This is a genomic window from Janthinobacterium sp. NKUCC08_JDC, assembly GCF_019345575.1.
GTDB lineage: Bacteria > Pseudomonadota > Gammaproteobacteria > Burkholderiales > Burkholderiaceae_D > Janthinobacterium > Janthinobacterium aestuarii.
Genome location: NZ_JAHKQW010000014.1, coordinates 71,699 through 96,114 on the forward strand (window position 1 = coordinate 71,699; position 24,416 = coordinate 96,114).

At 65.1% G+C, this 24,416-nt stretch carries 16 protein-coding genes; 8 read left to right on the plus strand and 8 right to left on the minus strand.

The annotated features are described in order from the left end of the window. Window positions 1-18: 18 nt before the first annotated feature. Window positions 19-1,389, minus strand: a complete 1,371-nt coding sequence (ppnN, locus tag KO538_RS24430) for a nucleotide 5'-monophosphate nucleosidase PpnN (RefSeq protein WP_046683005.1) — start codon at window positions 1,387-1,389, stop codon at window positions 19-21. Between the two features lie 311 nt (window positions 1,390-1,700). Between ppnN and KO538_RS24435 the strand changes: the two genes are divergently transcribed. From KO538_RS24435 to KO538_RS24445, 3 genes are all read left to right on the plus strand, one after another. Beyond that, window positions 1,701-3,206 (plus strand): peptide MFS transporter, encoded by a 1,506-nt coding sequence (locus KO538_RS24435; protein WP_034755379.1) that lies wholly within the window; start codon window positions 1,701-1,703, stop codon window positions 3,204-3,206. Window positions 3,207-3,336: 130 nt separating this feature from the next. Beyond that, window positions 3,337-4,014: a UPF0149 family protein gene (locus KO538_RS24440; protein ID WP_219329921.1), complete on the plus strand. Its 678-nt coding sequence runs from the start codon at window positions 3,337-3,339 to the stop codon at window positions 4,012-4,014. Window positions 4,015-4,026: 12 nt separating this feature from the next. Beyond that, on the plus strand, window positions 4,027-5,727 hold the full coding sequence (locus KO538_RS24445; RefSeq protein WP_219329922.1) for a hypothetical protein: 1,701 nt from the start codon (window positions 4,027-4,029) through the stop codon (window positions 5,725-5,727). A gap of 23 nt (window positions 5,728-5,750) precedes the next feature. On the opposite strand, the gene KO538_RS24450 is transcribed toward KO538_RS24445, so the two are convergent. Next, the gene (locus tag KO538_RS24450) at window positions 5,751-5,978 is read right to left on the minus strand and encodes a hypothetical protein (RefSeq protein ID WP_219329923.1); all 228 of its coding nucleotides are present in this window, start codon (window positions 5,976-5,978) and stop codon (window positions 5,751-5,753) included. 146 nt (window positions 5,979-6,124) lie between these two features. Between KO538_RS24450 and KO538_RS24455 the strand changes: the two genes are divergently transcribed. Both KO538_RS24455 and KO538_RS24460 read left to right on the plus strand, forming a co-directional pair. Further along, window positions 6,125-7,306 carry a prenyltransferase/squalene oxidase repeat-containing protein gene (locus tag KO538_RS24455; RefSeq protein WP_219329924.1) on the plus strand — a complete coding sequence of 394 codons (1,182 nt, stop codon included), beginning with the start codon at window positions 6,125-6,127 and terminating at the stop codon, window positions 7,304-7,306. Further along, a complete protein-coding gene (locus KO538_RS24460; RefSeq protein WP_219329925.1) occupies window positions 7,299-8,225 on the plus strand; it encodes an AAC(3) family N-acetyltransferase in 927 nt (308 codons plus the stop codon). The genes KO538_RS24455 and KO538_RS24460 overlap by 8 nt, the downstream gene beginning before the upstream one ends. A gap of 11 nt (window positions 8,226-8,236) precedes the next feature. Here the strand turns inward: KO538_RS24460 and hepB are convergent, their stop codons facing one another. After that, window positions 8,237-11,050: a heparin/heparin-sulfate lyase HepB gene (gene hepB, locus KO538_RS24465; protein ID WP_219329926.1), complete on the minus strand. Its 2,814-nt coding sequence runs from the start codon at window positions 11,048-11,050 to the stop codon at window positions 8,237-8,239. A 168-nt stretch (window positions 11,051-11,218) separates the two neighbouring features. After that, window positions 11,219-13,486 (minus strand): OPT family oligopeptide transporter, encoded by a 2,268-nt coding sequence (locus tag KO538_RS24470; RefSeq protein WP_257620555.1) that lies wholly within the window; start codon window positions 13,484-13,486, stop codon window positions 11,219-11,221. 247 nt (window positions 13,487-13,733) lie between these two features. Here KO538_RS24470 and KO538_RS24475 point away from each other — a divergent pair, with 247 nt between their 5' ends. Continuing rightward, window positions 13,734-16,013: a penicillin-binding protein 1A gene (locus tag KO538_RS24475; protein ID WP_219329927.1), complete on the plus strand. Its 2,280-nt coding sequence runs from the start codon at window positions 13,734-13,736 to the stop codon at window positions 16,011-16,013. 58 nt (window positions 16,014-16,071) lie between these two features. Here KO538_RS24475 and KO538_RS24480 read toward each other — a convergent pair whose 3' ends face one another. Then, window positions 16,072-16,728 carry a TetR/AcrR family transcriptional regulator gene (locus KO538_RS24480; protein ID WP_034756249.1) on the minus strand — a complete coding sequence of 219 codons (657 nt, stop codon included), beginning with the start codon at window positions 16,726-16,728 and terminating at the stop codon, window positions 16,072-16,074. A gap of 361 nt (window positions 16,729-17,089) precedes the next feature. Between KO538_RS24480 and KO538_RS24485 the strand changes: the two genes are divergently transcribed. Both KO538_RS24485 and KO538_RS24490 read left to right on the plus strand, forming a co-directional pair. Continuing rightward, window positions 17,090-18,004: a triacylglycerol lipase gene (locus KO538_RS24485; protein ID WP_070305010.1), complete on the plus strand. Its 915-nt coding sequence runs from the start codon at window positions 17,090-17,092 to the stop codon at window positions 18,002-18,004. 10 nt (window positions 18,005-18,014) lie between these two features. After that, window positions 18,015-18,935, plus strand: coding sequence for a lipase secretion chaperone (locus KO538_RS24490; protein ID WP_219329928.1), 921 nt, complete (start codon window positions 18,015-18,017; stop codon window positions 18,933-18,935). Window positions 18,936-18,938: 3 nt separating this feature from the next. On the opposite strand, the gene KO538_RS24495 is transcribed toward KO538_RS24490, so the two are convergent. The 3 genes from KO538_RS24495 to KO538_RS29675 are packed head-to-tail and all read right to left on the minus strand — an operon-like array spanning window position 18,939 to window position 24,271. Further along, on the minus strand, window positions 18,939-21,725 hold the full coding sequence (locus KO538_RS24495; protein ID WP_219329929.1) for a winged helix-turn-helix domain-containing protein: 2,787 nt from the start codon (window positions 21,723-21,725) through the stop codon (window positions 18,939-18,941). Window positions 21,726-21,776: 51 nt separating this feature from the next. Beyond that, entirely contained in the window at window positions 21,777-22,676 is a 900-nt protein-coding gene (locus KO538_RS24500; RefSeq protein ID WP_219329930.1) for an EAL domain-containing protein, read from the minus strand. Next, window positions 22,676-24,271: a methyl-accepting chemotaxis protein gene (locus tag KO538_RS29675; RefSeq protein ID WP_307788927.1), complete on the minus strand. Its 1,596-nt coding sequence runs from the start codon at window positions 24,269-24,271 to the stop codon at window positions 22,676-22,678. The genes KO538_RS24500 and KO538_RS29675 overlap by 1 nt, the downstream gene beginning before the upstream one ends. Window positions 24,272-24,416: the final 145 nt, after the last annotated feature.

Sequence of the window (24,416 nt, forward strand, 5' to 3'; positions counted from 1 at the left end):
CGGTGGTTTCAAGACTGTTTACTGGACCACGGTGTAGCACGGCACGTATGCCGTACCCGCCAGTTTCATGCGGTGCTGCGCCACGAACGACGCGAGCAGCGCATCCATGGGGCCGGCGATGGATTTGTCGCCGTGGATCTCGAAGTTGCCGTACTTTTCGATCGAACGGATGCCGTCATCCTTGACGTTGCCCGCCACCACGCCGGAAAACGCGCGGCGCAACTGGGCCGCCAGCAAATGCGTGGGCTGGTTCTTGTGCAGGCTCAGGTTGCGCATGTTTTCATGCGTGGGCTGGAACGGTTTCTGGAATTCGTGGTCGATCTTCAACAGCCAATTGAAGTAATACGCGTCGCTGTGCGCCTTGCGGAATTCGCGCACCTGACGGATGCCTTCGAGCATTTCACGCGCCACCAGTTCCGGGTCGTCGATGATGATCTTGTAGCGCTGCTGCGCTTCCGGGCCCAGGGTGTCGTGGATGAACTGGTTGATTTGCACGAAGTATTCGCGCGACGTTTCCGGGCCCGTGAAGATCAACGGGAAAGGAATCTCGGCATTATCCGGATGCAGCAGGATGCCGAGGATATACAGAATCTCTTCGGCCGTGCCCGCGCCGCCGGGGAACACCACGATGCCGTGGCCGGCGCGCACGAACGCTTCCAGGCGCTTTTCGATGTCCGGCATGATGACGAGGTCATTGACGATGGGATTCGGCGACTCGGCCGCGATGATGCCCGGCTCGGTGATGCCCAGGTAGCGGCCATTGTGCAGGCGTTGCTTGGCGTGGCCGATGGTGGCTCCCTTCATGGGGCCCTTCATGGCGCCGGGGCCGCAGCCGGTACAGATGTCGAGGCCGCGCAAGCCCAGCTGGTAACCCACTTCCTTCGAATAATTGTATTCGGCGCGGTTGATCGAGTGGCCGCCCCAGCACACGACCAGGTTCGGGTTGAGCTGGGTTTGCAGCACGTTGGCGTTGCGCAGGATATGGAAGACGGCGTCCGTCACGCCTTCCGTGCTCTGCAAGTCGAATTTCGGGTTGCCCGTCACTTCATCGCTGACGAAGATAATGTCGCGCAACACGGCAAACAGGTGCTCGTGGATGCCCTTGATCATCTTGCCGTCGACAAAGGCGATGGCCGGCGCGCCCTTGATGTCGAGCTTGATGCCGCGCTCGCGCTGGATGATCGAGATTTCAAACGACTGGTAGCGCTCCAGCAGGGCGCGGCCATCGTCGATGGTGCTGCCGCAATTCAAGACCGCCAGCGCGCAGCGGCGGAAGGTGTTGTACAGGCCGCCCTGGCTGGTGTCGAGCAGTTTGTTGACTTCAGTCTTGGAGAGCACGTCCAGGCGGCCTTCCGGTGAAACCAGAGTATCGATAACGTCGTGTTCCATAATGCGAAAAATCCCTTTAAAAATCGATGCTCGAAGGTCTTGCAGCCTTAATATACGACAAGTCAGGCAAGTTGTGCTGTGCCGCCGCAAAATCGCCGGGCCCGCCCTTGCCTGCAAACCGGTTTGACTAATATGAAACAGTCATTCTTGCTAATGCGAATCGAAACCTTCGCTCAGCGCAATTTGTAGATTAGAATGCCAGCCTATTGGAATTCCCGTGCGTGAGGTTCTTCATGAGAGTCCCCGCCGCCCGCAGACTTCCATAAGTTTGTTGTATCGATTGACTATAATAATTTTTCAGGAGGAACCGCATGAGCGGTGCGACTACGCCCAACAAGGAAGCCGTTATTCCCGAGTTCAAGCAGATTATGGGCCATCCAAGCCCATTGTGGATGTTGTTCATGACTGAATTCTGGGAACGCTTCGCGTTCTACGGAGTTCGCTGGGCGCTGGTCCTGTACATCGTGGCTCAGTTCCACGCTGGCGACGGTTCGGGACAGGCAGCGGCCAACCTTACCTACGGTTCCTTCCTCGCGCTGGTGTACGCCGGCGCCCTGTTCGGCGGCTACATCGCCGACCGTGTCATCGGTTACCAGCGCTCGATCCTGCTGGGCGCCGTCTTCATGGCTGCCGGCCTGTTCTGCATCTCGGTACCGAACCAGGACATCTTCAACCTGGGCCTGGCCACCATGATCGTCGGCAACGGCATGTTCAAGCCGAACATCTCGACCATGGTCGGCAAGCTGTACACGACAGCCGATCCGCGCCGCGACAGCGGCTTCACGATCTTCTACATGGGTATCAACATGGGCGCCATGGTCGCGCCCGTCTTCACCCAGTGGCTGGCCGAGTCGATCTTCGGCACCAGCGCCATGCCATCGTACAAGATGGTCTTCATGGCGTCCGGTTTCGGCATGCTGATCAGCCTGGTATGGTTCGCCATCGGCCGCCGCGCCCTGAAAGGCATCGGCGCTCCGGAAGCCGGTTCCGGCAACCCGATGCGCGTCGTCTGGGTGGCCGTCGGTTCCCTGTGCGTGATCCCGCTGATGTACTTCCTGCTGACCGTCGGCGCTGAAAAGCTGCAAATCGTCCTGACCGTGCTGTTCGTCGGCCTGGCCGTGATGCTGATGATCGAAGGCATACGCAACGGTAAAGTTGCGCGTGACCGCGTCATCGCCATGCTGCTGATCTTTGTCTTCAACATCCTGTTCTGGATGTTCTTCGAACAGGCAGGCAGCTCGTTTACCTTCCTGGCCGACAAGATCGTCAACCGCGACCTGGGCTTCTGGATCTTCCCGACCGCCTACTTCCAGACCGTCAATTCGGTCGCCATCATCGTCTTCGCGCCGATCATCGCCGCCATCTGGGTTTTCCTGGCGCGCCACAACGTCAATCCTTCGATTCCGCGCAAATTCGGCCTGGGCTTGCTGGGCAATGCGCTGGCCTTCGGCCTGCTGATCTTCGCTCTGTCGAGCCTGGTTGGCGCCGATAACAAGATCCCGTTCTGGACCCTGACCACCGTGTACGTGCTGCAATCGATCGGCGAGCTGTGCCTGTCGCCTATCGGCCTGTCGATGGTCACCAAGCTGGCGCCAGTGCGCCTGGTCGGCCTGGGCATGGGCGGCTGGTTCCTGTCGACCGGTATCGGCAACAACCTGTCGGGCATCTTCGCCAGCCACGTCAGCGGCACCAGCGGCATGTCGGTGCAGTCGGCCCTGTCCGGCTACACCTTCGGCTTCTGGTCCCTGCTGGGCGCCGGTGTCGTGCTGTTCCTGATCGCACCGCTGATCAACAAACTGATGCACGGCGTGAAGTAAGCTTCTGCCTTAGCTGACAACGGCGGCCTGCGGGCCGCCGTTTTTCATTCCAGAGCCGTTTTTTGCCCGGCCGGGCGGTACAATACGGCCAGGGCCGCCGGCCACTCCACTCACATCACCAAAGAATATTATGTCCAGCATCTCCACCACCACGCCCCTCTCCGACGACGAATACGCCGAACTCGACACCCTGCTGGCCGCGCCGGCGCTGGAAAACCGCGCCATGGACGTGTCGATGCTGGAAGGTTTTCTCACGGCCGTCGCCCTGAGCCCGAAACAGATCGCGCCGGAACAGTGGCTGCCATGGGTGTGGGACAAGGCGGCCGGCAACGCCTTGCCGGCGCAGGACGAGGCCAGAGAACGGGCGGCCAGCCTGGCGCAGCGCCACCACGCCTACATGGTCGAATGGCTGGCGAAGGACCCGGACAGCTTCGAGCCCATCTACGTCTGCGGCCCCGAATGGAGCGTGCCCGCCTGGTGCGCCGGCTTTGTACTTGGCACGAGCCTGGACAAGCCCCAGTGGGCGGCCCTGGCCGTCAGCCACCCTGAGTACCTGGCGCCATTCCAGCACCTGGCCACGGCCAGCGAACTCGATGACGATGCAGCCGAAACAGCCATGGATGGCGTGATTCCCGCCGTCATCGCCATCAACGCGGCCTGGGCGCGCCAGCGCCACCTGAAACAAAGCCAGCCCGGCGCCACCGTGCTGCGCGAACTGCCGAAGACGGGCCGCAACGACCCGTGCCACTGCGGCAGCGGCAAGAAGTACAAAAAATGCTGTGCCGACGCCGATAGCGCGGCCGCCTAAGACGGTATCTCCTTGCGCCAGCTGCTGACGGCCATCCTGCGCTTCCTGCTGCGCCACGCGCTGCAGTTCGCGCTGTTCATCGTCATCCTGCTGGCCGGACGCCTGCTGCTGGCCGAATGGCGCGCCTACAGCGCCGGCAGCGAGGCCGTGGCCGCACTGAGGCTGGCCGCCGATGGCGCCGATAGCCACACCGCCGGCCTGGCCGCTGCCGCCACGGCGCGTGTCAACGCCTTGCAAAAGGCCTCGCAAGCGGCCATCGCCACCCGCCTGGCGCAAGTGCAGGCGCAACTGACCACCTTGCGCGCGCGGCAGCAACCGTCGCTGTTTACGCTTCCCCTGCCTGACACGCACACCCTGGCCCTGCACGCGCAGGAAGAAGCCACGCGGCGCGTGGAGATCGAAGTACTGGCGCAGGAAGCCCGCTATCTGACGGCCCTGCAAGCGGCGGTCAACGGCGAAGATGCGCGGCAGACCCTGACGCGCCTGCACGCGGAACATGTGCGCGCGTATGCCGCGCTGCAAGCCAATCTGCGCCAGCGCCGGGAACTGGAAGCGCGGCACCCGCTGGCGGCGCGCCTGCCCGGCAGCGACGCCTATGCGCAGCTGTCGCAGCTTGAAGCGCAAGGCCAGCGCTTGCGCGAGATCAACTTGCAAGCCTACCAGGCCTGGACAACGCAGCGCGCGCGCACCAGCGCCACCCACTCTTCCCGCCCCGCCCCATTCGCCATCGACACGCAAGCCTTGACCGGCGCGCTGGCGCCCGTGCAAAAAGCCATCACGGCCGGCGAAGCGCAGCTGGCGCGCAACTGGATAGCCCGCTGGCGCGCGCCCGTCATGGACGTGGCGCCCACGGCCGCCCTGCTGGTGCTGTCGGCCATCTTGCTGCCCGTGGCGATCAAGGCCTTCTTTTACTTCGTGCTGGCGCCCATTGCTGCCCGTTTGCCGCCGCTGTCGATCGCGCGCGAGCTGCAGATCAATGGCACCTCCCTGCCCCTGCCGCCGCAGGGCGAATCGCGCATTTCCGCCGTCTCGCAGGCATTGCTGCTGCAGCCTGGCCAGCGGATGCTGATCCATCCCGAATACCTGCAATCGTCGCCCGTCAGCAGCACCAAGCGCACGCAATGGCTGCTGGACTGGCGCTTCCCGTTCACCAGCCTGGCCGCCGGCATGGTGGCGCTGACCCGGCTGGAAAGCGGCGAGCCGGCATCCGTGACGATATCCGCCAGCGACGACCCGCTGCTGGAAGTGGCGATCGTCCACCTGCCAGCCGGCAGCGCCCTCGTGTTCCAGCCACGGGGCCTGGTCGGATTGATTGCCGATGCGGGCCAGCCTTTGGCGATCAGCAGCCACTGGCGCCTGGGCAGCCTGCACGCCTGGCTCACCCTGCAGCTGCGCTTCATCGTCTTTCGCGGCCCCGTCACCCTGATCGTGCGCGGCTGCCGTGGCGTGCGCCTGGAGCGGGCCGGCCAGGGACGCTCGATCAGCCAGTCCGCCACCCTGGGTTTCAGCACCGACGTGCTGTACTCGACCCTGCGCAGCGAAACCTTCATCCCCTATCTGCGCGGCCAGCAGGCGCTGCTCAACGACCGCTTCGACGGCGGCAACGGCGTCTACCTGTACGAGGAAACCCCGCGCCACGGCAAGCATCCGGGCAAGGTGGGCAGCTGGTTCGAGGGTTTCACGGACGCGATCTTGAAAGTGTTCGGCATCTAGCCGGAGAAACAATGCGCTGCCGGTTATGCCGCAATCGAATGCGATACGGTCAGCCACTCGCCCGGCCGCAGATTCGCCGCCGCCTCGCGCGTGGCCAGCACGCTGTCGGGGTCCAGGTCGGAGCGTTTCAGCTTGTAGGAATAGGCGAAATCATCGGCATCGAATGCCTGCCCCGCCTTGACGTAATACTTGAAGCCGACAAAGGAATCGGGATTGGTGACGACCGAGTACTCAAGCGTGACATTGTTCATGGCGGGCCTCGTCAACGGTGGTGAGACATCCATTATGCGTCAATTCCGGTCGCGGCGATGCGGCGGCTGATCCTTGCGGCAAGTCAATAGCCGTGCCGGCTGCCGGCGCTACAGTAGCCGGAGCCCACCACTACGCCATCACTGCCATGCGCACCTTGCTCACGAAAATCCGGAACACACTGGCGCCGCAGGCAAGCCTGCCGGCGGCCGCGCGCATGGAGCGGCTGTCGGACCGGCGCGGCCTGCCAGCCCTTGACCCCGGGCCGCAAGCCGTCGTCAAGGCTTGCACGGCCTGGCTGTGCGCGGCGCAGGACCATTCCAGCTCAAAGGACGGCGGCGTCGCGCGCGACTACAGCCTGCTGACAGGCTGGTCGAGTTCCTACCCGGAGACCACCGGCTACATCATCCCCACGGTCATCGCCCTGGCGCAGCGCACGGGCGACGAGGGGTTGCATTGGCGGGCGCGCCGCATGCTCGATTGGTGCGTGGCCATCCAGTTCCCCGAAGGCGGCTTCCAGGGGGGCAAGATCGACTCCACCCCGCGCGTGCCCGTCACCTTCAACACGGGGCAGATTTTGCTGGGCCTGGCCGCCGGCGTGGCAGCGTACGGCGAAGCCTACCAGGACGCCATGCACCGCGCGGCAAGGTGGCTGCGCGACAGCCAGGATGGCGACGGCTGCTGGCGCAGGCATCCGACGCCCTTCGCCAGCGCCGGCGACAAGGCCTACGAAACGCACGTGGCGTGGGGCCTGTTTGAAGCGGACCGCGTCGCACCGGGCCACGGTTATGGCGCGGCCGGCCTGCGCCAGGTCGACTGGGCGCTGACCAAGCAGCGCCCCAACGGCTGGTTCGCCTCGAACTGCCTGGACAACCCGCTGCTGCCGCTGACCCATACCATCGGCTACGCCTTGCGCGGCCTGCTCGAAGCGCACCGCTTTTCGGCGCGCGCCAGCCTGCTGGACGCCGCCGCGCGCACCGGCACGAGCGTCGCCAAGGCCGTGAGGGACGACGGCTACCTGGCGGGCCGCCTCGGTCCGGACTTCCAGCCGGGGGCCGGCTACGCCTGCCTCACGGGTTCCGCACAAAACGCCCATTGTCTGTTCCTGCTGTACCAGCTCACGGGCGAGCGGCGCTACCTCGACGCGGGGCGCCGCCTGAACCGCTTCGTGCGGCGCTCCATCAGCATCGACGGTCCCGCGCACGTGCGCGGCGGCGTCAAGGGCTCGTTTCCCGTCGATGGCGACTACGGCACCTGGGCCTACCTGAACTGGGCCGCCAAGTTCTGCATCGATGCCAACCTGCTGGAAATGGAAATCGGAGATGCTTGAACAGACCAAACGCGCCGCCAGGGCCGCGCTGGAAACGTGGCACCGCGCCGCCCGCGCGAGGCATGTGCGCCAAAATGCGCCCCATGTGACGCGCGCCGGATTGGCCGCAGATCTGGCGCGGCTGGGCATCGCGCAAGGAGATACGCTGTTCATCCATTCATCGCTGAAAAGCCTCGGCTACGTGGAAGGCGGCGCGCTGGCCGTGATAAACGCCCTGCAGGACGCCGTCGGGCCACAAGGCACCCTGCTGCTGCCCACCTACTATCTGCCGGGCGGCACGGTGCGCGCCACCTGCGCCATGCCCGACTACGTATTCGACCCGCGCCGCCATGGCACGCACATGGGGCGCCTGCCTGAAGCCTTCCTCGCCAGTACCGGCGTCCGGCGCAGCATCCACCCTACTCACTCCGTGTCCGCGTGGGGCCGCCATGCCGTTCACCTTACCGAGGCGCACCACCACGCGCCCTCGATCTTCGGCATGGACTCGCCGTGGCAGCGTTTCATCGGCTGCGATCAGGCGAAGGTGCTGGGTCTCGGCATTTCCATGGGACCGGTGACGTTCTATCACGCGCTGGAAGACGCCATGGGCGACGCCTTTCCCGTGCGCGTATGGGAAGACGATACCAAGCTGCTGCCTTGTCTGGACCATGACGGCCGGCGCTGGGACGTGCCCGTGCGCCCTTTCGACCAGGCAGTCGCCCAGCGCCGCATCGACCATCCCGGCCGCGCCGACCTGCGCGACTACTTTCACCGGGAATTCGACGCGGCCGGCCTGCGCGTCAACGGGCAAGTGGGCGACGCGGCGTCGTGGCTGATACCGGCGCAGGCGTTTTATGCGCACCTGGGCCGGCTCGCGTCCGACGACGTGACGATCTACGCCACAGCGGCGCAGCTGGCGGCACGGCCGGTGAGGCAGTGACACGCCAGCGACTACTTGCGCTGCAGGTCGTACACACCGCCCCCATTCGCGACAAAATACAGGGTGCCGCCGCCGTCACTCACCTCATCTTCGATGAGGCCATCCGTGCCACGCTTGCTCACCGTCCAGCTTCCCGCCTGCAAATCCGCCACCAGCACCTGCATGGATGCGCTGTGCGCCGGCAACTCGACGGTGACAGTCCCGCCCAGCGGCAAGCCGCTTTTGGAAAACAGCACCACGCGGTCCTGGATTTTCACGCCAGCCAGCAGGGCCGAATCGATGGCCGTCGTCGGCAGCGCAGGCAGCGTGCTGCTGGCATCCATCACCTGCATCACGTTCAGGAACACATCCGTTTCGTTCCCGCTCGGCGGCGACACTTCCAGCCGCCACGCGCCCGCTTCCTCGGTCGAATAATCGGCTTCAGGCTGGATAGGATAGTTCGTGCCGCCGACGCTGAATTCATTGCCGCTGCCGCCGACCTTGGCCAGCAACGCATTCGCCGGCAGCAAGGTGCGGTTGATCAGCTTGCCGTTGTACTGCAAGGTGCTGTTGTAATCCCAGTCCGTGCGCTGGATAAGCACCGTGTCGCCGCTGATTTGCGGCTCAAACTGGCTGTGCAGCAGCCAGGTCTTCTTGAACCCCGCGTCGCTGGCGCTGACTTTGTCGAACACGATCAGGGCCGCCGGGTGATCCGTATTCTTGAGATTCAAGAACACGAATGAGCGCTGGAACTGGCGCACCTTGCTGCTGTACGCGGCAGTCAGGTCGCCCTTGATGTAGCTGAAGTCGGGCGCCCCGGCCGCGCCGCCGACCTGCTGCTGGCGCAGGACAGTGGCCACCTTGTAGCCATTGGCCAGTTCCGCCACGGATGACGGCTCGTCGCCCGGAAAGCGCTGCCCGCCATCATTGGCATAGCCGTCGAAATTCTCGTCCGGGTCATGCACCAGCATGGTGTTGTGCGCGATGCTGCGCTTGTGATAATTCATGTCGTGCGCACTGCCGTATTCCAGGGGGATGCTGGGATCGGCCACATCCCTGCCGCTATAAATACCGGAATCGATGGCCAGGCCGCCCTTGTAGTAAATCTGAAAATGCCCGGCGTCATAATGCTCGTGGTTGCCGAACCAGTCGCCGCCGAGCTTCATCGTCGCCACGACATTGCCTGACTCCACATGTATGCCATCGGTCCACCCCGTGCGGGCGATCATCAGGCCGGCGGGATCCGGAAAATATTTGGTCAAGGGCAATGCCACCGGGCTCGGCGTGCTGCCCATGGCCGTATTGCCCAGCAGGATAGGCCAGATGCTGTCCTTCGGGTGGATAAAGCTGGTCGACGGCTGCAGCGACTGCTTCAAATACTCATGCTTCAAGGTGGGATTGTTGTAGTAGGTGGCGGGCAGCATGAAGGCCAGCGGTTCGCTCCAATACTCCCTGCTGTTGGTGTAGGAGGAGTGATAGACGTCGCCATCACGCATCCATTGTCCGTCGGGGCGGCGCGTGTACAGCCAGTGATATGGCGTCATCTGCTGTACGGGATCGAACACGGGCGCGGCGCCCATGCGCCGGAATATCCATGCGGCGTACATATCCGCCAGGAAACGCACCGTGCCATACGACGCACCCTGGTGATACGCTTGCGCCGCGTAGGCATAGTTACGCGGCGCGATATAGTCGGCAAAGAAGCGCCCGGCAACGATGTTGTAGACCAGCGGCGCCTCGTCATAAAAGGCGATGGCGGCCGACAGCTGGTCGCGCAGCAGCTGGTTGTCGCTGCCATGGCCGACGACGGGGCCTTGCCGCGATGGCGGAAAGCCGATTTCCATCGTGGCCGCCAGCTGCGTAAAACGCGTGACGACATACGCGCGCTGCTGCGCACTCATCAGATGGAAGCACCAGTCATACACCATGGCGCTGGCCAGGATGATATCGCCTTTCTCGTTCGGGTGATTGTAACCAGGCGCAAACTGCACGGCCGCCAGGTAGTCGAGCAGCATCTGCACGGCTTCCCGGCCCCGCTGCGCCTGCGCCGCCGAACCGCCGCGTTCGTACAGCAGAGAGTACAGCGCCTTCGCCTTGATCGCGCTCACGGCATCGACCTGGTGATTGCTCCTGGCCGGGCCGCCAGGCACGAACACGGGCAACGCCACCACCGCCGGTGCCGCGACAAACCCGTTCAGGACAGCGCGATGCTGCACCATTTCCTGCGCGCCGGACTCGAAACGGCTACGTATCGCGGCCAGGTCCCCCACCCGGGCAAACACGCGCGGATGCTCGCCGGCGGGCGGCAGCACGGTGGGCAGCGGATACACGCCATAGCCTTGCGGGACAAAATCGGCCAGCGCCGTGACCAGCAAGCAATCGATCCCCAGGCCGCCCTCGCGGTACTGGAGTTTCAGTTCGCGCTCGCCCGCCGCGAGCCAGCGGGTGACGGGCAGCCAGGTCCACTTCGGTGGCTGGCCGGTGGTGAACGGCACGGATGCACTGGCATAGGCGCCATTGTCGACCGCCAGGTACAAGGACGCGGCGTTCGCCGCCGGCGCCAGCACGCGCAGCCAGATCGTATAGTTGCCATCGCGGGGCACGGCCACGCTGTACGACAATTGCGTCGCCGCGCCTGGAGACTCGGCACGCGCCAGGTCAGCCGGCGTACTCAGATATCCGCCGCCGGAAACCACGTTGCCGCCCTGGCTTGCCAGCACCCATGGCGCGCCAGGCGCCGTACTTTCCGCCTCAAACATGGCCTCGACGGGAAAAGGCGTGGCATGCAGGGCCGGACTGGCTGCCAGCAAGGCAAAAGAGATAAAACCGCGTCGCAGTGGGGACATGAGGAGAACTCCAGATTGTTGTATTTTAAACAGCAACAACAATACACTACTTGTCGATATTTGATTCCATTTTTATAACAAAAATACCTAAGCCGGCCGGCGACGGGCAAAAAAAAACCGCCCGGATCGTCATGACACCGGGCGGTTCTCATTGGGTTGGCTACAACATCAAGCCTGCGGGCGGTCCGCCTTTTTCTCGCGCGCCACGATATACAGCAGCACGATGATGACGGCATACGGCAGCAGCGACAGCGCGTCCGAGTGCTGGCCCGCGTAGAACGGGTTGCCGTGCTCGGCCCAGTCGGCCATCATCTGGTCGAAGTGCGTGAGCACGCCGGCCGTGATGGCGATGATGATGCCGGCCAGCGCGCCGCCGGCGATGTAGCCGGAGGCCAGCAGAACGCCCGAGCTGCGGTCGCCCGCCAACTGGCGCTCTTCCTCGTTCAGTTTCGCATTGTGTTCCAGCTTGTTGTTGCGGCGGTCCGCCAGCCAGCGCACCAGGCCGCCGACGAAGATCGGCAAGGTCGATGACAGCGGCAGATACACGCCCACGGAAAACGCCAGCGACGGGATACCGGCCATTTCCAGCACCACGGCGATCATCACGCCGAACAGCACCAGGGTCCAGGGCAGTTGCTGGTCGAGGATGCCCTTGATGATGTAGGACATCAGCACGGCCTTCGGCGCATCGTATTTCTTCACTTCCGAACCGTCCGGACGCTTGCTGTAATGGCCGTTAATGCCCGGATCGACCAGGTAAGCCAGCTGGCCATCTTCCTTGACGAAATACTTGCCGGCCGGGCCACCCACGGTGTCCGTCTTTTGCCAGACTTTATACGTATTGTGGTCGGTATCGGCTTGCGGGCCGTGCAGCTCGCCCGTCACCGTCAGCTTAGACGCGTCGACCGTCAGGCCGGGCGCCACTTGCGCGGCCGGCACGTAGACGGTGCTCGCTTCGTTCAGTTTCAGCAGAATCGGACCGAGGATCAGCGCGGACGACAGCGCGCCCGCCAGGATCGCGTACTGCTGCAGGCGCGGCGTGGCGCCCACCAGGTAGCCGGTTTTCAAGTCTTGCGACGTGGTGCCCGCATTGCTGGCGGCGATGCAGACGATGGCGCCCACCGACAGGGCCGTCACATAGTAACGCCCGCCCGTCCAGCCCATGATCAGGAAGATCAGGCAGGTAAACAGCAAGGTGGCCACGGCCATGCCGGAGATCGGGTTCGACGACGAGCCGATTTCGCCCGTCAGGCGCGACGAGACGGTGGCGAACAGGAAGCCGAAGACGAGGATCAGCAGCGCGCCGAGGAAATTCATGTGCAGCGGCGTGGCGAAGGTGATCACGGCGATGATGGACAGGCAGCCGATGACGACCCATTTCAGGGGGATATCCTGGTCCGTGCGCAAGGTGGAATTGCTCTTGACGCCCTTGCCGATGCCTTTCAGGCCGGCCGACAGGCTGCGCCAGATCATGGGCATGGCGCGCACCAGCGAAATCAGGCCGCCGGCGGCCACGGCGCCCGCACCGATGTACAGCACATAGGCGCTGCGCACGTCGTCCGCGCCCATTTCGCTGATCAACTTGGTGCCAGGCGAGAGCACGGTGGTCAGGCTGTCGCCGAAGAACTTGATCATCGGGATCAAGAGCAGGTAGGACAGCACGCCGCCGGCCGCCATCGTGGCGGCGATGCGCGGGCCGATGATGTAGCCCACGCCCAGCAATTCAGGGGAAATCTCGGCGCCGATGGAGCCGCCCTTGAGCGGCGCGGCAAATTCCACGCCCGGCGTATCCTTCCAGCCCTTGAACGAAATATTGAACACCTTGTACAGCAAGCCGACGGCAAAACCGCCGAAGATGATCTTGGCGCGGCGCTTCGCGTCCAGCGCGGCGGCCGAATCCTTCTCGATGCTTTCGCCGGCGGCGATGCGCGATTCTTCCGTGGCGGCCGCCTTGAGCACTTCGGCGCACGCCGTGCCTTCGGGGAATTTGAGTTCCTTGTGCTGGTCGACGATCATCGTGCGGCGCATCGGGATCATCATCAAAATGCCCAGCAGGCCGCCAAGGACGCCAACCAGCATGACCCGCGAGATTTCCAGGTCGAAGCCGAGGATCAGAATGGCGGGCATGGTCACGCCCAGGCCGAAGGCCAGCGATTCGCCGGCCGAACCGGCCGTTTGCGTGATGCTGTTTTCCAGGATCGACGAATCCTTGCCGCCCACCTTCTTGGCCAGGCCAAACAGGGTGATGGCGATCACGGCGACGGGGATCGAGGCGCTGACGGTCAGGCCCACTTTCAGCACCAGGTAGAGCGAGGAGGCGCCAAAGACCATCCCCAGGATGACGCCCATGAACAGCGCGCGGAAGGTCATCTCGGGCAGTTTCGCATCGGCCGGAATATACGGCTTCACGGCGCTCGGCATTGCATCTTTTGCCATAAATCAATCCTTAATCTTTTAAAATAAACAGCCCGGATCGATGCCCGGGCTATTTGCTTGAAGCCGAGACTATCGCACAGCCGCGTTTCGATGAAAAGGTTTTTTGCGCCTTGCTCCGCCGCCCCGCCCGCGCCGGAACGGCTGGCGCATTGGTCTATAATCGCTGCCACCGTGCCTTGCACGCTCACGTGAGACTGCCTTGATTGCCAAACGAACCGGATTCCCCTGGCCTTCCCGCCGCGCCACCATGCGCGCTATCATCATCGCCAGCTGCGCCGCGCTGGCCGCCGCCTTGCTGCTGGCCGCCTACCTGTTCCTGTACGTGCGCCCCCGCCTGCCCGAACTGGACGTCATTACCGATTACCAGCCGAAGATACCGCTGCGCGTGTACACGGCCGACAATGTGCTGATCGGCGAATTCGGCGAAGAACACCGCGACTTCGTGCCGATTGCGCAAGTGCCGGAAATGATGAAGAAGGCTCTGCTGGCCATCGAGGATGGCCGCTTCTATGAACACCACGGCATCGACTTCGTGCGGGCCGGCGGCGCCGTGCTGTCGAACCTGCGCCACGGCTTCGGCCACGGCGGCGGCTCCACCATCACCATGCAGGTGGCGCGCAATTTCTTCCTGACGCGCGAAAAAGTCGCCTCGCGCAAGCTCAATGAAATCATGCTGGCCCTGAAAATCGAATCGGCCCTGTCGAAAGACCAGATTCTCGAGCTGTACATGAACCAGATGTACCTGGGCCAGCGCTCGTTCGGCTTCGGCAGCGCGGCGCAGACCTACTTCGGCAAGCCCTTGTCCGAACTGTCGATCGCGGAAATGGCCATGCTGGCCGGCTTGCCGCAAAACCCCTCGCGCCACAACCCGATCAGCAATCCGAAAAAGGCGCACGCGCGCCAGCGGCTGGTCTTGAAACGCATGCGCGAACTCGATTACATCAGCGAAGGCCAGTACCAGCAAGCGCTGGCCCAGCCGCTGCATATCAATAGCCGCGGCAAGCAGGGTTTCGATACGCACGCCGAATACGTGGCCGAACTGGCGCGCCAGGCCGTCTATGCGCAGTTCAAGGAAGACAGCTACACCAAGGGCATCAGCGTCTACACGACGATCCTGAAAGCGGATCAGGACGCGGCCTATGCTTCGACGCGCCGCAACGTCATCGCCTACGACCAGCGCCACGGCTACCGCGGCCCGGAAACCTTCATCGATATGCCGGCCGACCCGGAGCAGCGCGACGATGCCATCGATGCAGCGCTGCAAAAACGCCCGGACAGCGACGGCCTGATCGCCGCCGTCGTCACGGACGTGGCCAGCGGCAAGGTGATGGCCGACACGGGCGACGGCGACGCCAAGACGATCACAGGCGATGGCTTGCGCTTTGCCGCCCCCGCCCTGTCCGCCAAGGCCAGCGCCGGCATCAAGCTGCGCCCGGGCGCCGTGATCCGCATCACCAGGGATGGCAAGGACAACTGGGCCATCACGCAAGTGCCGCTGGTGGCCGCCGCGTTTGTGTCGCTCGACGCGGACACGGGCGCCTACCACGCCATGGTGGGCGGCTTCGATTACAACCTGCAAAAGTTCAATCACGTCACGCAGGCCTGGCGCCAGCCCGGTTCGGCCATGAAACCGTTCGTGTATTCGGCGGCGCTGGAAAAAGGCTTTTCGCCGGCCACCCTGATCAATGACGTGCCTTTGGAAATGCAGGCGGGCGGCAAGGTGTGGGCGCCGCAGAACGACGACTTCAAGTTCGACGGCCCCATCACCATGCGCTATGCGCTGGCGCAATCGAAGAACGTGGCCTCGGTGCGCATCCTGCGCGCGCTGGGCGTGTCGTACACGCACGACTTCATGGAAAAATTCGGCTTCGACCCGGCCCGCCAGCCGAACAATCTGACCATGGCGCTGGGCACGGGTTCCGTCACGCCCGTGCAGATGGCGGGCGCCTACGCCCTGTTCGCCAATGGCGGCCACCAGGTGGAACCGTACCTGATCGACCGCATCGTCGATGCCAAGGGCACGGTGCTGATGCAAACCAAGCCGCCCGCGCCGAACGACGACAAGACCCTAGCGCTGGACCCGCGCAACGCCTTCGTGATGGACAGCATGCTGCGCGAAGTGGCGCGCACGGGCACGGGCGCGGCGGCAACGAAAAAACTGGGCCGGACTGACATCGCCGGCAAGACGGGCACCACCAGCGACGCCGTCGACGGCTGGTTCGCCGGCTACAGTGGCGGCATCGTGGCAGTGGCATGGATGGGCTATGACGAGCCCAAGTCCCTGGGCGGACGCGAATTCGGCGCCACCCTGGCCATGCCGATCTGGATCGACTACATGCGCACGGCCCTGTCGACGCGCCCGCAAATCACGCGCGCCGTGCCGGAGGGCCTGAGCCAGGTCGATGGCGAGTGGCTATATGACGAATTCATCGACATGAACGGGATCAAGACGCTGGATATGGACGTGGAGACGCCGACGGATCCGGCAGCCGTGCCGGAGACGCTGCCGGTGGAAACCACGAACTGATCAGTAGGTCGGGTTAGCCGGAACGGCGTAACCCGACAAGCCGCCGTCGGCGGCGTTTTTACGGCGCCTTGACCATGCTCAAATACCCGCGCGCCGTACTGACGACGCTATCGGCGAAATCGTCGACATTGACCTTCGCGGCGCGGTACTTCCAGCGTTTCACGTACCAGTCCTGGAACAGGGCCAGGCAGTGCGCGGCCAGCAAGGTCGGATCGCCCTGCGGCTTCGGTTCGATTTCGGCGATGGTGGCCGCGATCAGGGTCTGCACATACAGTTCCGAATTCTTCGCCATGCTGCGCTGCTCGACCTGCAGCACGCGCGAATCCATGAAGACGAAATAAAACCACGGCTGCAGCACTTCGGACAGGTAGATCGACGAGCGTATCATCGCTTCGAGGCGGTCCAGCGGCGACTTCACGTCGACGAACAGCAGCGGCAAGGCTTGCGTGGCGTGGCGCACCACGTCCTCGATCATTTCGGCCAGTTGATCCTTGCTGGTGATGTAGCCATACAGGCCGCCCATCGACAGCCCCGTCTCGCGGCACAGGTCGCGCAAGCTCATGGCGCGGAAGCCCACGTCATTGGCCAGGCGGAAGGTGGCGACGAAGATGCGTTCAAGATTTTCCAGCGCCGGCTTGCGGCGCTTGACGCCGATACGTTCCGCGTGGCGGTCAAGAATATATTCCCAGATGTTTTCGCCATTTAAAGGCGTCATCTGCTGAAACTGTTCAAAATTAAAATGGGTCGACAAGTGCATTCCCAAATAACGGTGTAAGAGCGATATCCATGCAATGCCTGGGCAAGGCACTGCAAGACGGCGGGACGGCTGATGCGGGGCCGATTATAGCTCAGGAAAACAACTATTTTACTTTTCAACTATGCAATGGGCGCATAAGCCACGCCAAATACCCACAGTTATTGCGCTGCATCATGCAATTCAAATGCAATTTACATCGAGCGGTGCTACATTTAAAAAACCGAGCGCTCGCTATTTTTAATGCATCGAGAATGCAAGGAGTGCACGGTTCACCGCTACAGCATCGACATTTCCATATTATTCAAATAACGGAGACAAAATGAAGACTCGCTTTTGGCAACTGCTATCCACCCTGCTGTTCACCCTCGCCATCCTGCCCGGCAGCGCCAGCGCCGCCGGCTACACGCAAACGAAGTACCCGATCGTGCTCGTGCACGGCCTGTTCGGCTTCGACAAGCTCGGTCCCGTCGATTATTTTTATGGCGTCTCCGACGCCTTGCGCAGCGGCGGCGCACAAGTGTATGTGACTACCGTGTCGGCCGCCAACAGCACGGAAGTGCGCGGCGAGCAGCTGCTGTCGCAGGTGCGGCAAATCCTCGCCGCCACGGGGGCGGCCAAGGTCAATTTGATCGGCCATAGCCACGGCGGCCCCACGGCCCGCTATGTCGCCTCCGTGCGCCCCGACCTGGTGGCGTCCGTCACCAGCGTGGCCGGCGTGAACAAAGGCTCCAAGGTGGCAGACATCCTCAGCGGCGCCATTCCCAACACCAGCAACGCGTTGGGCAATGCGCTCGCCTCCCTGATCGGCATTTTATCGGGCAACAAGGGATTGCCGCAAAACGCGGGCGCCTCGCTGGCGTCGCTGTCCACGGCCGGCTCGCTCGCTTTTAATAGCCGCCATCCGCAAGGTGTGCCCACCTCCGCCTGCGGCGAAGGCGCGTACCAGGTACAAGGCGTGCACTATTTTTCCTGGAGCGGCGCGCAACCGTACACGAACGTGCTCGACGTGGGCGACCCGGCACTGGCAGCCATCAGCCTGGCCTTCGGCGGTGCCAAGAACGATGGCCTGGTCAGCAGCTGCTCCAGCCACCTGGGCAAGGTGATCCGCGACGACTACGCCATGAACCACCTCGATGAAGTCAACCAGTTCGTCGGCATCGTCAATCTGTTCGAGACCAGCCCCGTCACCGTCTTCCGCCAGCAAGCGAACCGCCTGCAAGGCCTGGGACTGTAAGGAGAAGCGCATGTACGCGAAATGGATCTTCGGCGGCAGCCTGGCGGCGCTGGCCCTGTACCTGGCGCTGCGCCCGGGCGAGGCGCCCGCCCCGCCGCCGGAAAAGGCGGAACCGGACCTGTTCGCGTTCGTGCGCTCGATGGAAGGCACCCGGCCCGACGGCAACGTGACGGTGGCCGCCGGCGACAAGCTGGTGGTCGACGCGGAACTGGCCCACCTGTTCGACTACTACCTGGCGGGCCTCGGCGAAAAGCCGCTGGCCGCCATCCGCAGCCAGATCGAGGCGGAACTGGAGCGGCGCCTGGCGCCCGTCCCCGCCCGCGAAGCCAAGCGCCTGCTGGGCGCGTATCTGGCCTACAAGCAGGCGCTGGCCGGGGCCGAGCAGGCCTTGCCGGCGCAAGCCGATGCGGCCCTGGCGGCGCGCGCGCGCCTGCAAGCCATGCGCGCCTTGCGCGGCAATTACTTTACGCCCGAGGAAAGCGCGGGCCTGTTCGGCGCCAGCGACGCGTATGACGACGATGCCGTGGCGCGCATGGCCATCCTCGGCGACACCACGCTCGATGAGGCGCAGCGCCAGGTGCAACTGACGGCGCTCGACCAAAAGATGACGCCCGCCCAGCGCGCCGCGCGCGATGCGCCGCTGCGGGTGGCGCAGCTGGACGCCTCGGTCAATAGCTTGCGGGCACAGGGCGGCGGCGACAACGAAGTCTACCGCCTGCGTGCCAGCACCTTCACGCCAGCGGCGGCCGCGCGCCTGGCGGAACTGGACCGCGAAGAATCGCAGTGGCAGCAGCGCATCATCGCCTATCAAGCGCTCAAAGCACAGAAGGCCAGCCTGCCCGGCGGCGCGCAGGATGCGGCAGCCCTGCAGCAGCTGCGCGACGCCAGTTTCACGCCGGACGAACAGCGCCGGCTGGGCGCCTACGAATAAAGCTCAATGCAGCTGCGCCAGCAAAGCCGCGGCCGCCATCACGTCCGCCGTGCCGCGCCCCTGCCGGTAGCCCGCATGGACGGGGGCCAGCACGGCATGCGCGGCCGCGCCGCGGCCTTGCGCCTGCAGCACGGCCGCCAGGCTGGTGGCGCAGCGCAGTTCCCAGCCGGGCGCCTGCTGCTCCCTGGCCAGCCGCAGCGCTTCTTCCAGCTGTACCCGCACCGCGTCCAGCCCGGTGACATCCTCTTGCGCCAGCGCGCGCCAGCGGTGGTGCGCGTCGCGGCGCAGCACTTCCGGCGCGCTCCACGGCGCCAGGCCCATGCGCGCGCGCCGCAGCGCCTGGCTATCGGCGGCCGCGTCGTGCAGGGTGGCCATCAAATCGACCTGTATCGGCCAGCTGCGCACCGCGGGCCAGGGGAACTGCGTCAGCGCCTCGCCCACATCGAGCAGGCGCTGGTAGGCGGCGCCCCAGGCGCTCCAGTACAGCAAGCCATAGCGGGCCGCATGCTCGCACAGCAGGCAAGTCCACGCATACGCCAGTTCCCGCTGCCCGCACCACAGGGCGACGGGAATGGCATTGACGGCCAGCGCCACGCACAGCGTGACGCCATTGTGTTCGAAGCCCACCGCCACCGCCTCGCGCACCAATTCCAAGGCGTCGTCGGGGCGGCCCTGCATCCACAGGCAGCGCGCCAGCGTGCCGCGCAGGCAAACCTGCTGATCGGCCAGCAAGGCATGATTGAAGCCGAGCTGCCGCTCGCCCTCGGGGTGGGCGAGCACCATGCGCGCCAGCGCCGCCGACTGCACGTAGCGTCCCTGCACATACTCGCCCACGGAGCGCATGCGCGCCAGTACCAGCCGCATCGGCGCGTCATCGCGGGCCTCGCGCGCGTCGCACAGCACGGCAAGCTCGGTGGCGTAACTGTCGGCGCGCTGGAAATCGGCCAGCTTCAGGCAGCAGATCCACATGCCGCAAATCGCCTCACAGCGGCGGCTGCCATCGTCCGTGCGCATGGCCAGCGCATAGCCGTGCTGGAACGAACGCAGCATGGTGCCGGTGATGCCCTGCGTATGCAGCAGCAGGTGCGCCTGCGAGGCATGCAGCCGCATCTCGCTGTCCGGGTCGTCCAGCGCATGCACGGCCATGCGCTCGAGCGCCCGCCCGACGCGCACGCGGTATTCGTCCATCAGCGACAGCTGATAGAACAGGGTTTGCGCGGCCAGGGTCAGGGACACGCCCAGCGCCACGTCGCCATCCTCGCCGAAAGCCCAGTCGATGGCGGCGCGCAGGTCGTCGACATGGCGGCCGTAGCGCGCGCTCCAGCTGGCCGGCGGCATGCTGCCCCAGTCGGCCGCGATGCGTTGGGCCAGGCCCAGGCAATGGCGCGCATGGCGCAGCAGCACGGCGCCCGCATCCCCGCCCGCCGACAGCAACGCGCCGGCATAGGCGCGCGTGGTGTCGAGCAGCCGGTAATACACATGCTGGCGGCAAAATTCGATGCTGACGAGGGACTTGGCCGCCAGGTCGGCCAGGGTGTCGAACACGTCGCAGCCGGCCACGGCGCTGGCCGACTCGAGGCGGAAGCGGCTCCTGAACACGCTCAGCGCCTGCAACACCTGGCGCTCTTGCGCGTCGAGCAGGCCGTAGCTCCAGTCCAGGGTGGCGCGCAGGGTCTGGTGGCGCAAGGGCATGTTGCGCGCGCCCCGCGTGAGCAAACGAAAACGGTCATCGAGCTGGCGGCGCAATTCGTGCAAGCCGAAATGGCCGATGCGCCCGGCCGCCAGCTCCAGCGCCAGCGGGATGCCATCGAGCCGCCGGCAGATGTCCACCACCACGGGCACGTCGGCGTCGGCCAGCACGAAAGCATCGTCGACGGCCGCGCAGCGTTCGCAAAACAGCTGCACCGCGGCGAAATGGCGGGCTGCCGCCGCATCGGGCACGGCATCGGCCGGCGGCAATTCCAGCGCGGGCAGGCGCTGCAACTGCTCGCTGGTGATGCGCAGCGGCTCGCGGCTGGTGGCCAGCACGTGCAGCAGCGGCGCACCCTTGAGCAAGGCGTCGGCCAGCGCGGCGGCCGCGCCGATCACGTGCTCGCAGTTATCGAGCACGATCAGCATGTGGCGCGGACGCAGGTAGGCCAGCAGCACCGGCATGGCATCGCCGGCCGCCACGGCCACGCCCAGCGCCGTGGCCAGCGCCAGCGGCACCAGACGGCCCTCGTCCAGCGGCGACAGGTCGACGAAACACACGCCGTCGGCATAGCGGCGCAGCACGCGCGTGGCCAGGGCGACGGCCAGCGTGGTCTTGCCGATGCCGCCCGGGCCGGCAATGCACAGCAGCCGCAATTGCAGCAGCTGGTTGGCCATCGTCTGCAGCACCTCGGCGCGACCCAGCATGCGCGTGAGCATGACGGGCAGGTTGTGCCGCGGCTCGGCGCCTGCCGCACCGGGCGCCGGCCGGCCCGTGTGCGCGAGCGGCGCCAGGAAGCCGTAGCCGCGCCCGGGAATGGTGGTGATGTAGCGCTGGCCATCGCGGCCGTCGCCGAGCGCCTTGCGCAGCGCCGCCAGATGCACGCGCAAGGTCGCGTCGTCGACCACGGCATTGGGCCAGACGATGGCCACCAGTTCATGCTTGTCGACGATGTCGCCGGCGCGCTCCAGCAGGGCCAGCAGCAAGTCCATGGCCCTGCTGCCCAGGCGCAGCGCGCGTTCGCCCTCGAACAGCACGCGCTCCAGCGGCAAAAGGCGAAACGGGCCGAAGACATAGGCCGGGGCAGGACTGTTTATCATTCTTGCGTGGGGGAGTAGGTGTTAAAGCACGCGGCTTGCAGTGGCCATATTCTACTGAGCATCCGCGCCATGCCGCATGGCGCCATGTTTCGGCACTGTTACAGGGCCGGCCGGCGCGCCAGCGGCCAGCAGCGCGGCCACGTCGGCCGCGGGCGCCGGGCGGTGCAGGTAAAAGCCCTGTACCTGGGGGCAGCCCAGCCGCCGCAGCTGCGCCAGCTGTTCACCGTTTTCCACGCCCTCGGCCAGCGCCTGCAAACCCAGGCCCCGCGCCAGCGCCAGGGTCGAGGCGACGATGACAGTGTCACAATCTGCGCTGCCACCACTGCCCAGGTCGCGGATGAAGGAGCGGTCGATCTTGATGGTGTGAATCGGCAGCAGCCTGACATGACTCAGGCCCGAATGGCCGGTGCCGTAATCGTCGAGCGAAATGGACAGGCCCAGCGCGCGCAGCCGGCGCAATCCCTGCGTCGCCTGCGCCATGTCGTCGATGCAGCAGCTTTCCGTCACTTCCAGCTCCAGCAGGCCGGGCGGAATGGCGTGACGCCGCAGGCAGCCCAGTACAAAATCGGGTAACTGCGGCTGGCACAGCTGGCGCGCCGAGACATTCACCGCGACCGGCACCACCGGCAGGCCCTGCGCGCGCCACTGCGCCAGCTGGCGGCAAGCCGCGTCGATGCCCCAGTTACCCAGCGCGGCGATGGCGTTCGTCCGCTCGGCCAGGCCGATGAATTCGTTTGGGTAGACGAGGCCGTGGCGCGGATGGTTCCAGCGCAGCAGCGCTTCCAGGCCGACCAGGCGCAGCCGCGCCGTATCGAACTTGCCCTGGTAATGAAAGCAGAATTCGCCGTCGACGATGGCCCTGTCCAGGCGCCCCTGCAACTCCCGGCTGCGCGCCGGCGCCCGGCACAGCAGCGCCAGCGCGCCGTGCCAGAACCTTGACAGGCCCGCCACTAAGCCAGCAGGCGCGGCACGGCAGGCGCAGGGCGGCCCGCCAGAACCGCCGGCCCCTGGCGCAGGCGAAACACGCTGACCACCTGCAGCAGATTCGCCGCCTCGCCTTCCAGCGATTGCGATGCGGCGGCAGCTTCCTCCACCAGGGCCGCGTTCTGCTGCGTCACTTCATCCATCTGCACGACCGCCTGGCTGACCTGGCCGATGCCCGTGCTTTGCTCGGCGCTGGCCGCCGTGATGTCGGCCACCATCTGGCTCACGCGCCCCACGGCCGCCACCACTTCCTGCATCGTGGCGCCGGCTTGCGCAACCAGCGCCGCGCCCGCGTCCACCTGCTGCGTCGAGGTGGCGATCAGGGCGCGGATATCGCGCGCCGCCGCCGCGCTGCGCTGCGCCAGGTTGCGCACTTCCGTTGCCACGACGGCAAAGCCGCGCCCCTGCTCTCCCGCACGCGCCGCTTCCACGGCTGCGTTCAGGGCCAGGATATTCGTCTGGAAGGCCAGCATGTCGATCACGCCGATGATGTCGGCGATCTGCGCAGACGACGCACTGATGGCGTCCATCGTATGGATCACCTGGCCCACGGCTTGCCCGCCGGCGCCTGCGATGTTCGCCGCCTCGACGGCCAGCACGCTCGCATGGCGGGCATTGTCCGCGTTCTGCTGCACCGTGGAGCTCAGTTCCTCCATGGCCGACGCGGTCTGTTCGAGCGAGCTGGCCTGCTCCTCCGTGCGCGAGGACAGGTCGATATTGCCGGCCGCGATCTGCGACGAAGCCGTGGCGATGGTGTCGGTGCCGCTGCGCACGCGCTGCACGATGTCGAGCAGGTTGCCGTTCATGATGCACAGCGCGTCGAGCAGCTTGCCCGTTTCATCGCCGCCGTGGCGGCCGAAGGTCGACGTCAGGTCGCCGGCGGCCACGGTCTGCGCCACGTTCAAGGCATGGCGCAGCGGATCGACGATGCTGCGCGTGACCAGCCAGGCCGTGACGAGCGAAAAGAGCACGGCCAGCGCGCTCAGCGCCAGCATCATGTTGCGCGCCGTCGTATATTCGTGATGCACCTGGTCGCCCGCCTCCTCCATCAGCGCATGCTGGTACGCGATCAGGCTTTCCAGCGCCGCCATGTAGCGCAGCTGCTCGCCGCGCACCGTACCGAGCAGCAAACCGGTCGCTTCATCGCGCGCGCCCTCTTCCAGCAGGGCCAGTACCTTGTCGCGCCCGCCGTTGAACGCGGCGCGCGCCTGCGTCACGGCCGCCATCAGCTCGCGGCCCTGCGGCGACTGCACCGCCTTTTCCAGCTGCGCCAGTCCTTTTTCCGTGTCGCCGCCCGCCCTCGCGATGGTGGCGCGTTCCTGCGCCAGCTGCTGCGGCTCCGTCATCAAAAGCAGGTTGCGCGAGGAGCGCGCGATGATGTTGACATTCTTGATGATGTCGTTGGCCAGCACGGTTTTCGGATATTTGTCATCGATCACGTCGCGCATGCGCAGTTCCAGGCTGGACAGGCGCAGCATGCCCAGCACGGCGGTCGCCAGCAGCAGCAAGGTCAATAATGCAAAGGCACAGCGCAAGCGCGTGCCGATTTTCATATTTGCCATCTTTATTCGCATCCTTCAGTGTGGTACATCGGTCATCGTGCCGGGCTCGCATGCAAGGCTGACGGCAATGGCTGCCGCCTGCCAGGTATGGCCGGACGCAGCAGGCGGAAGGGTCAGCCGGGATGTGGCCGAGGCGGGAACAAGG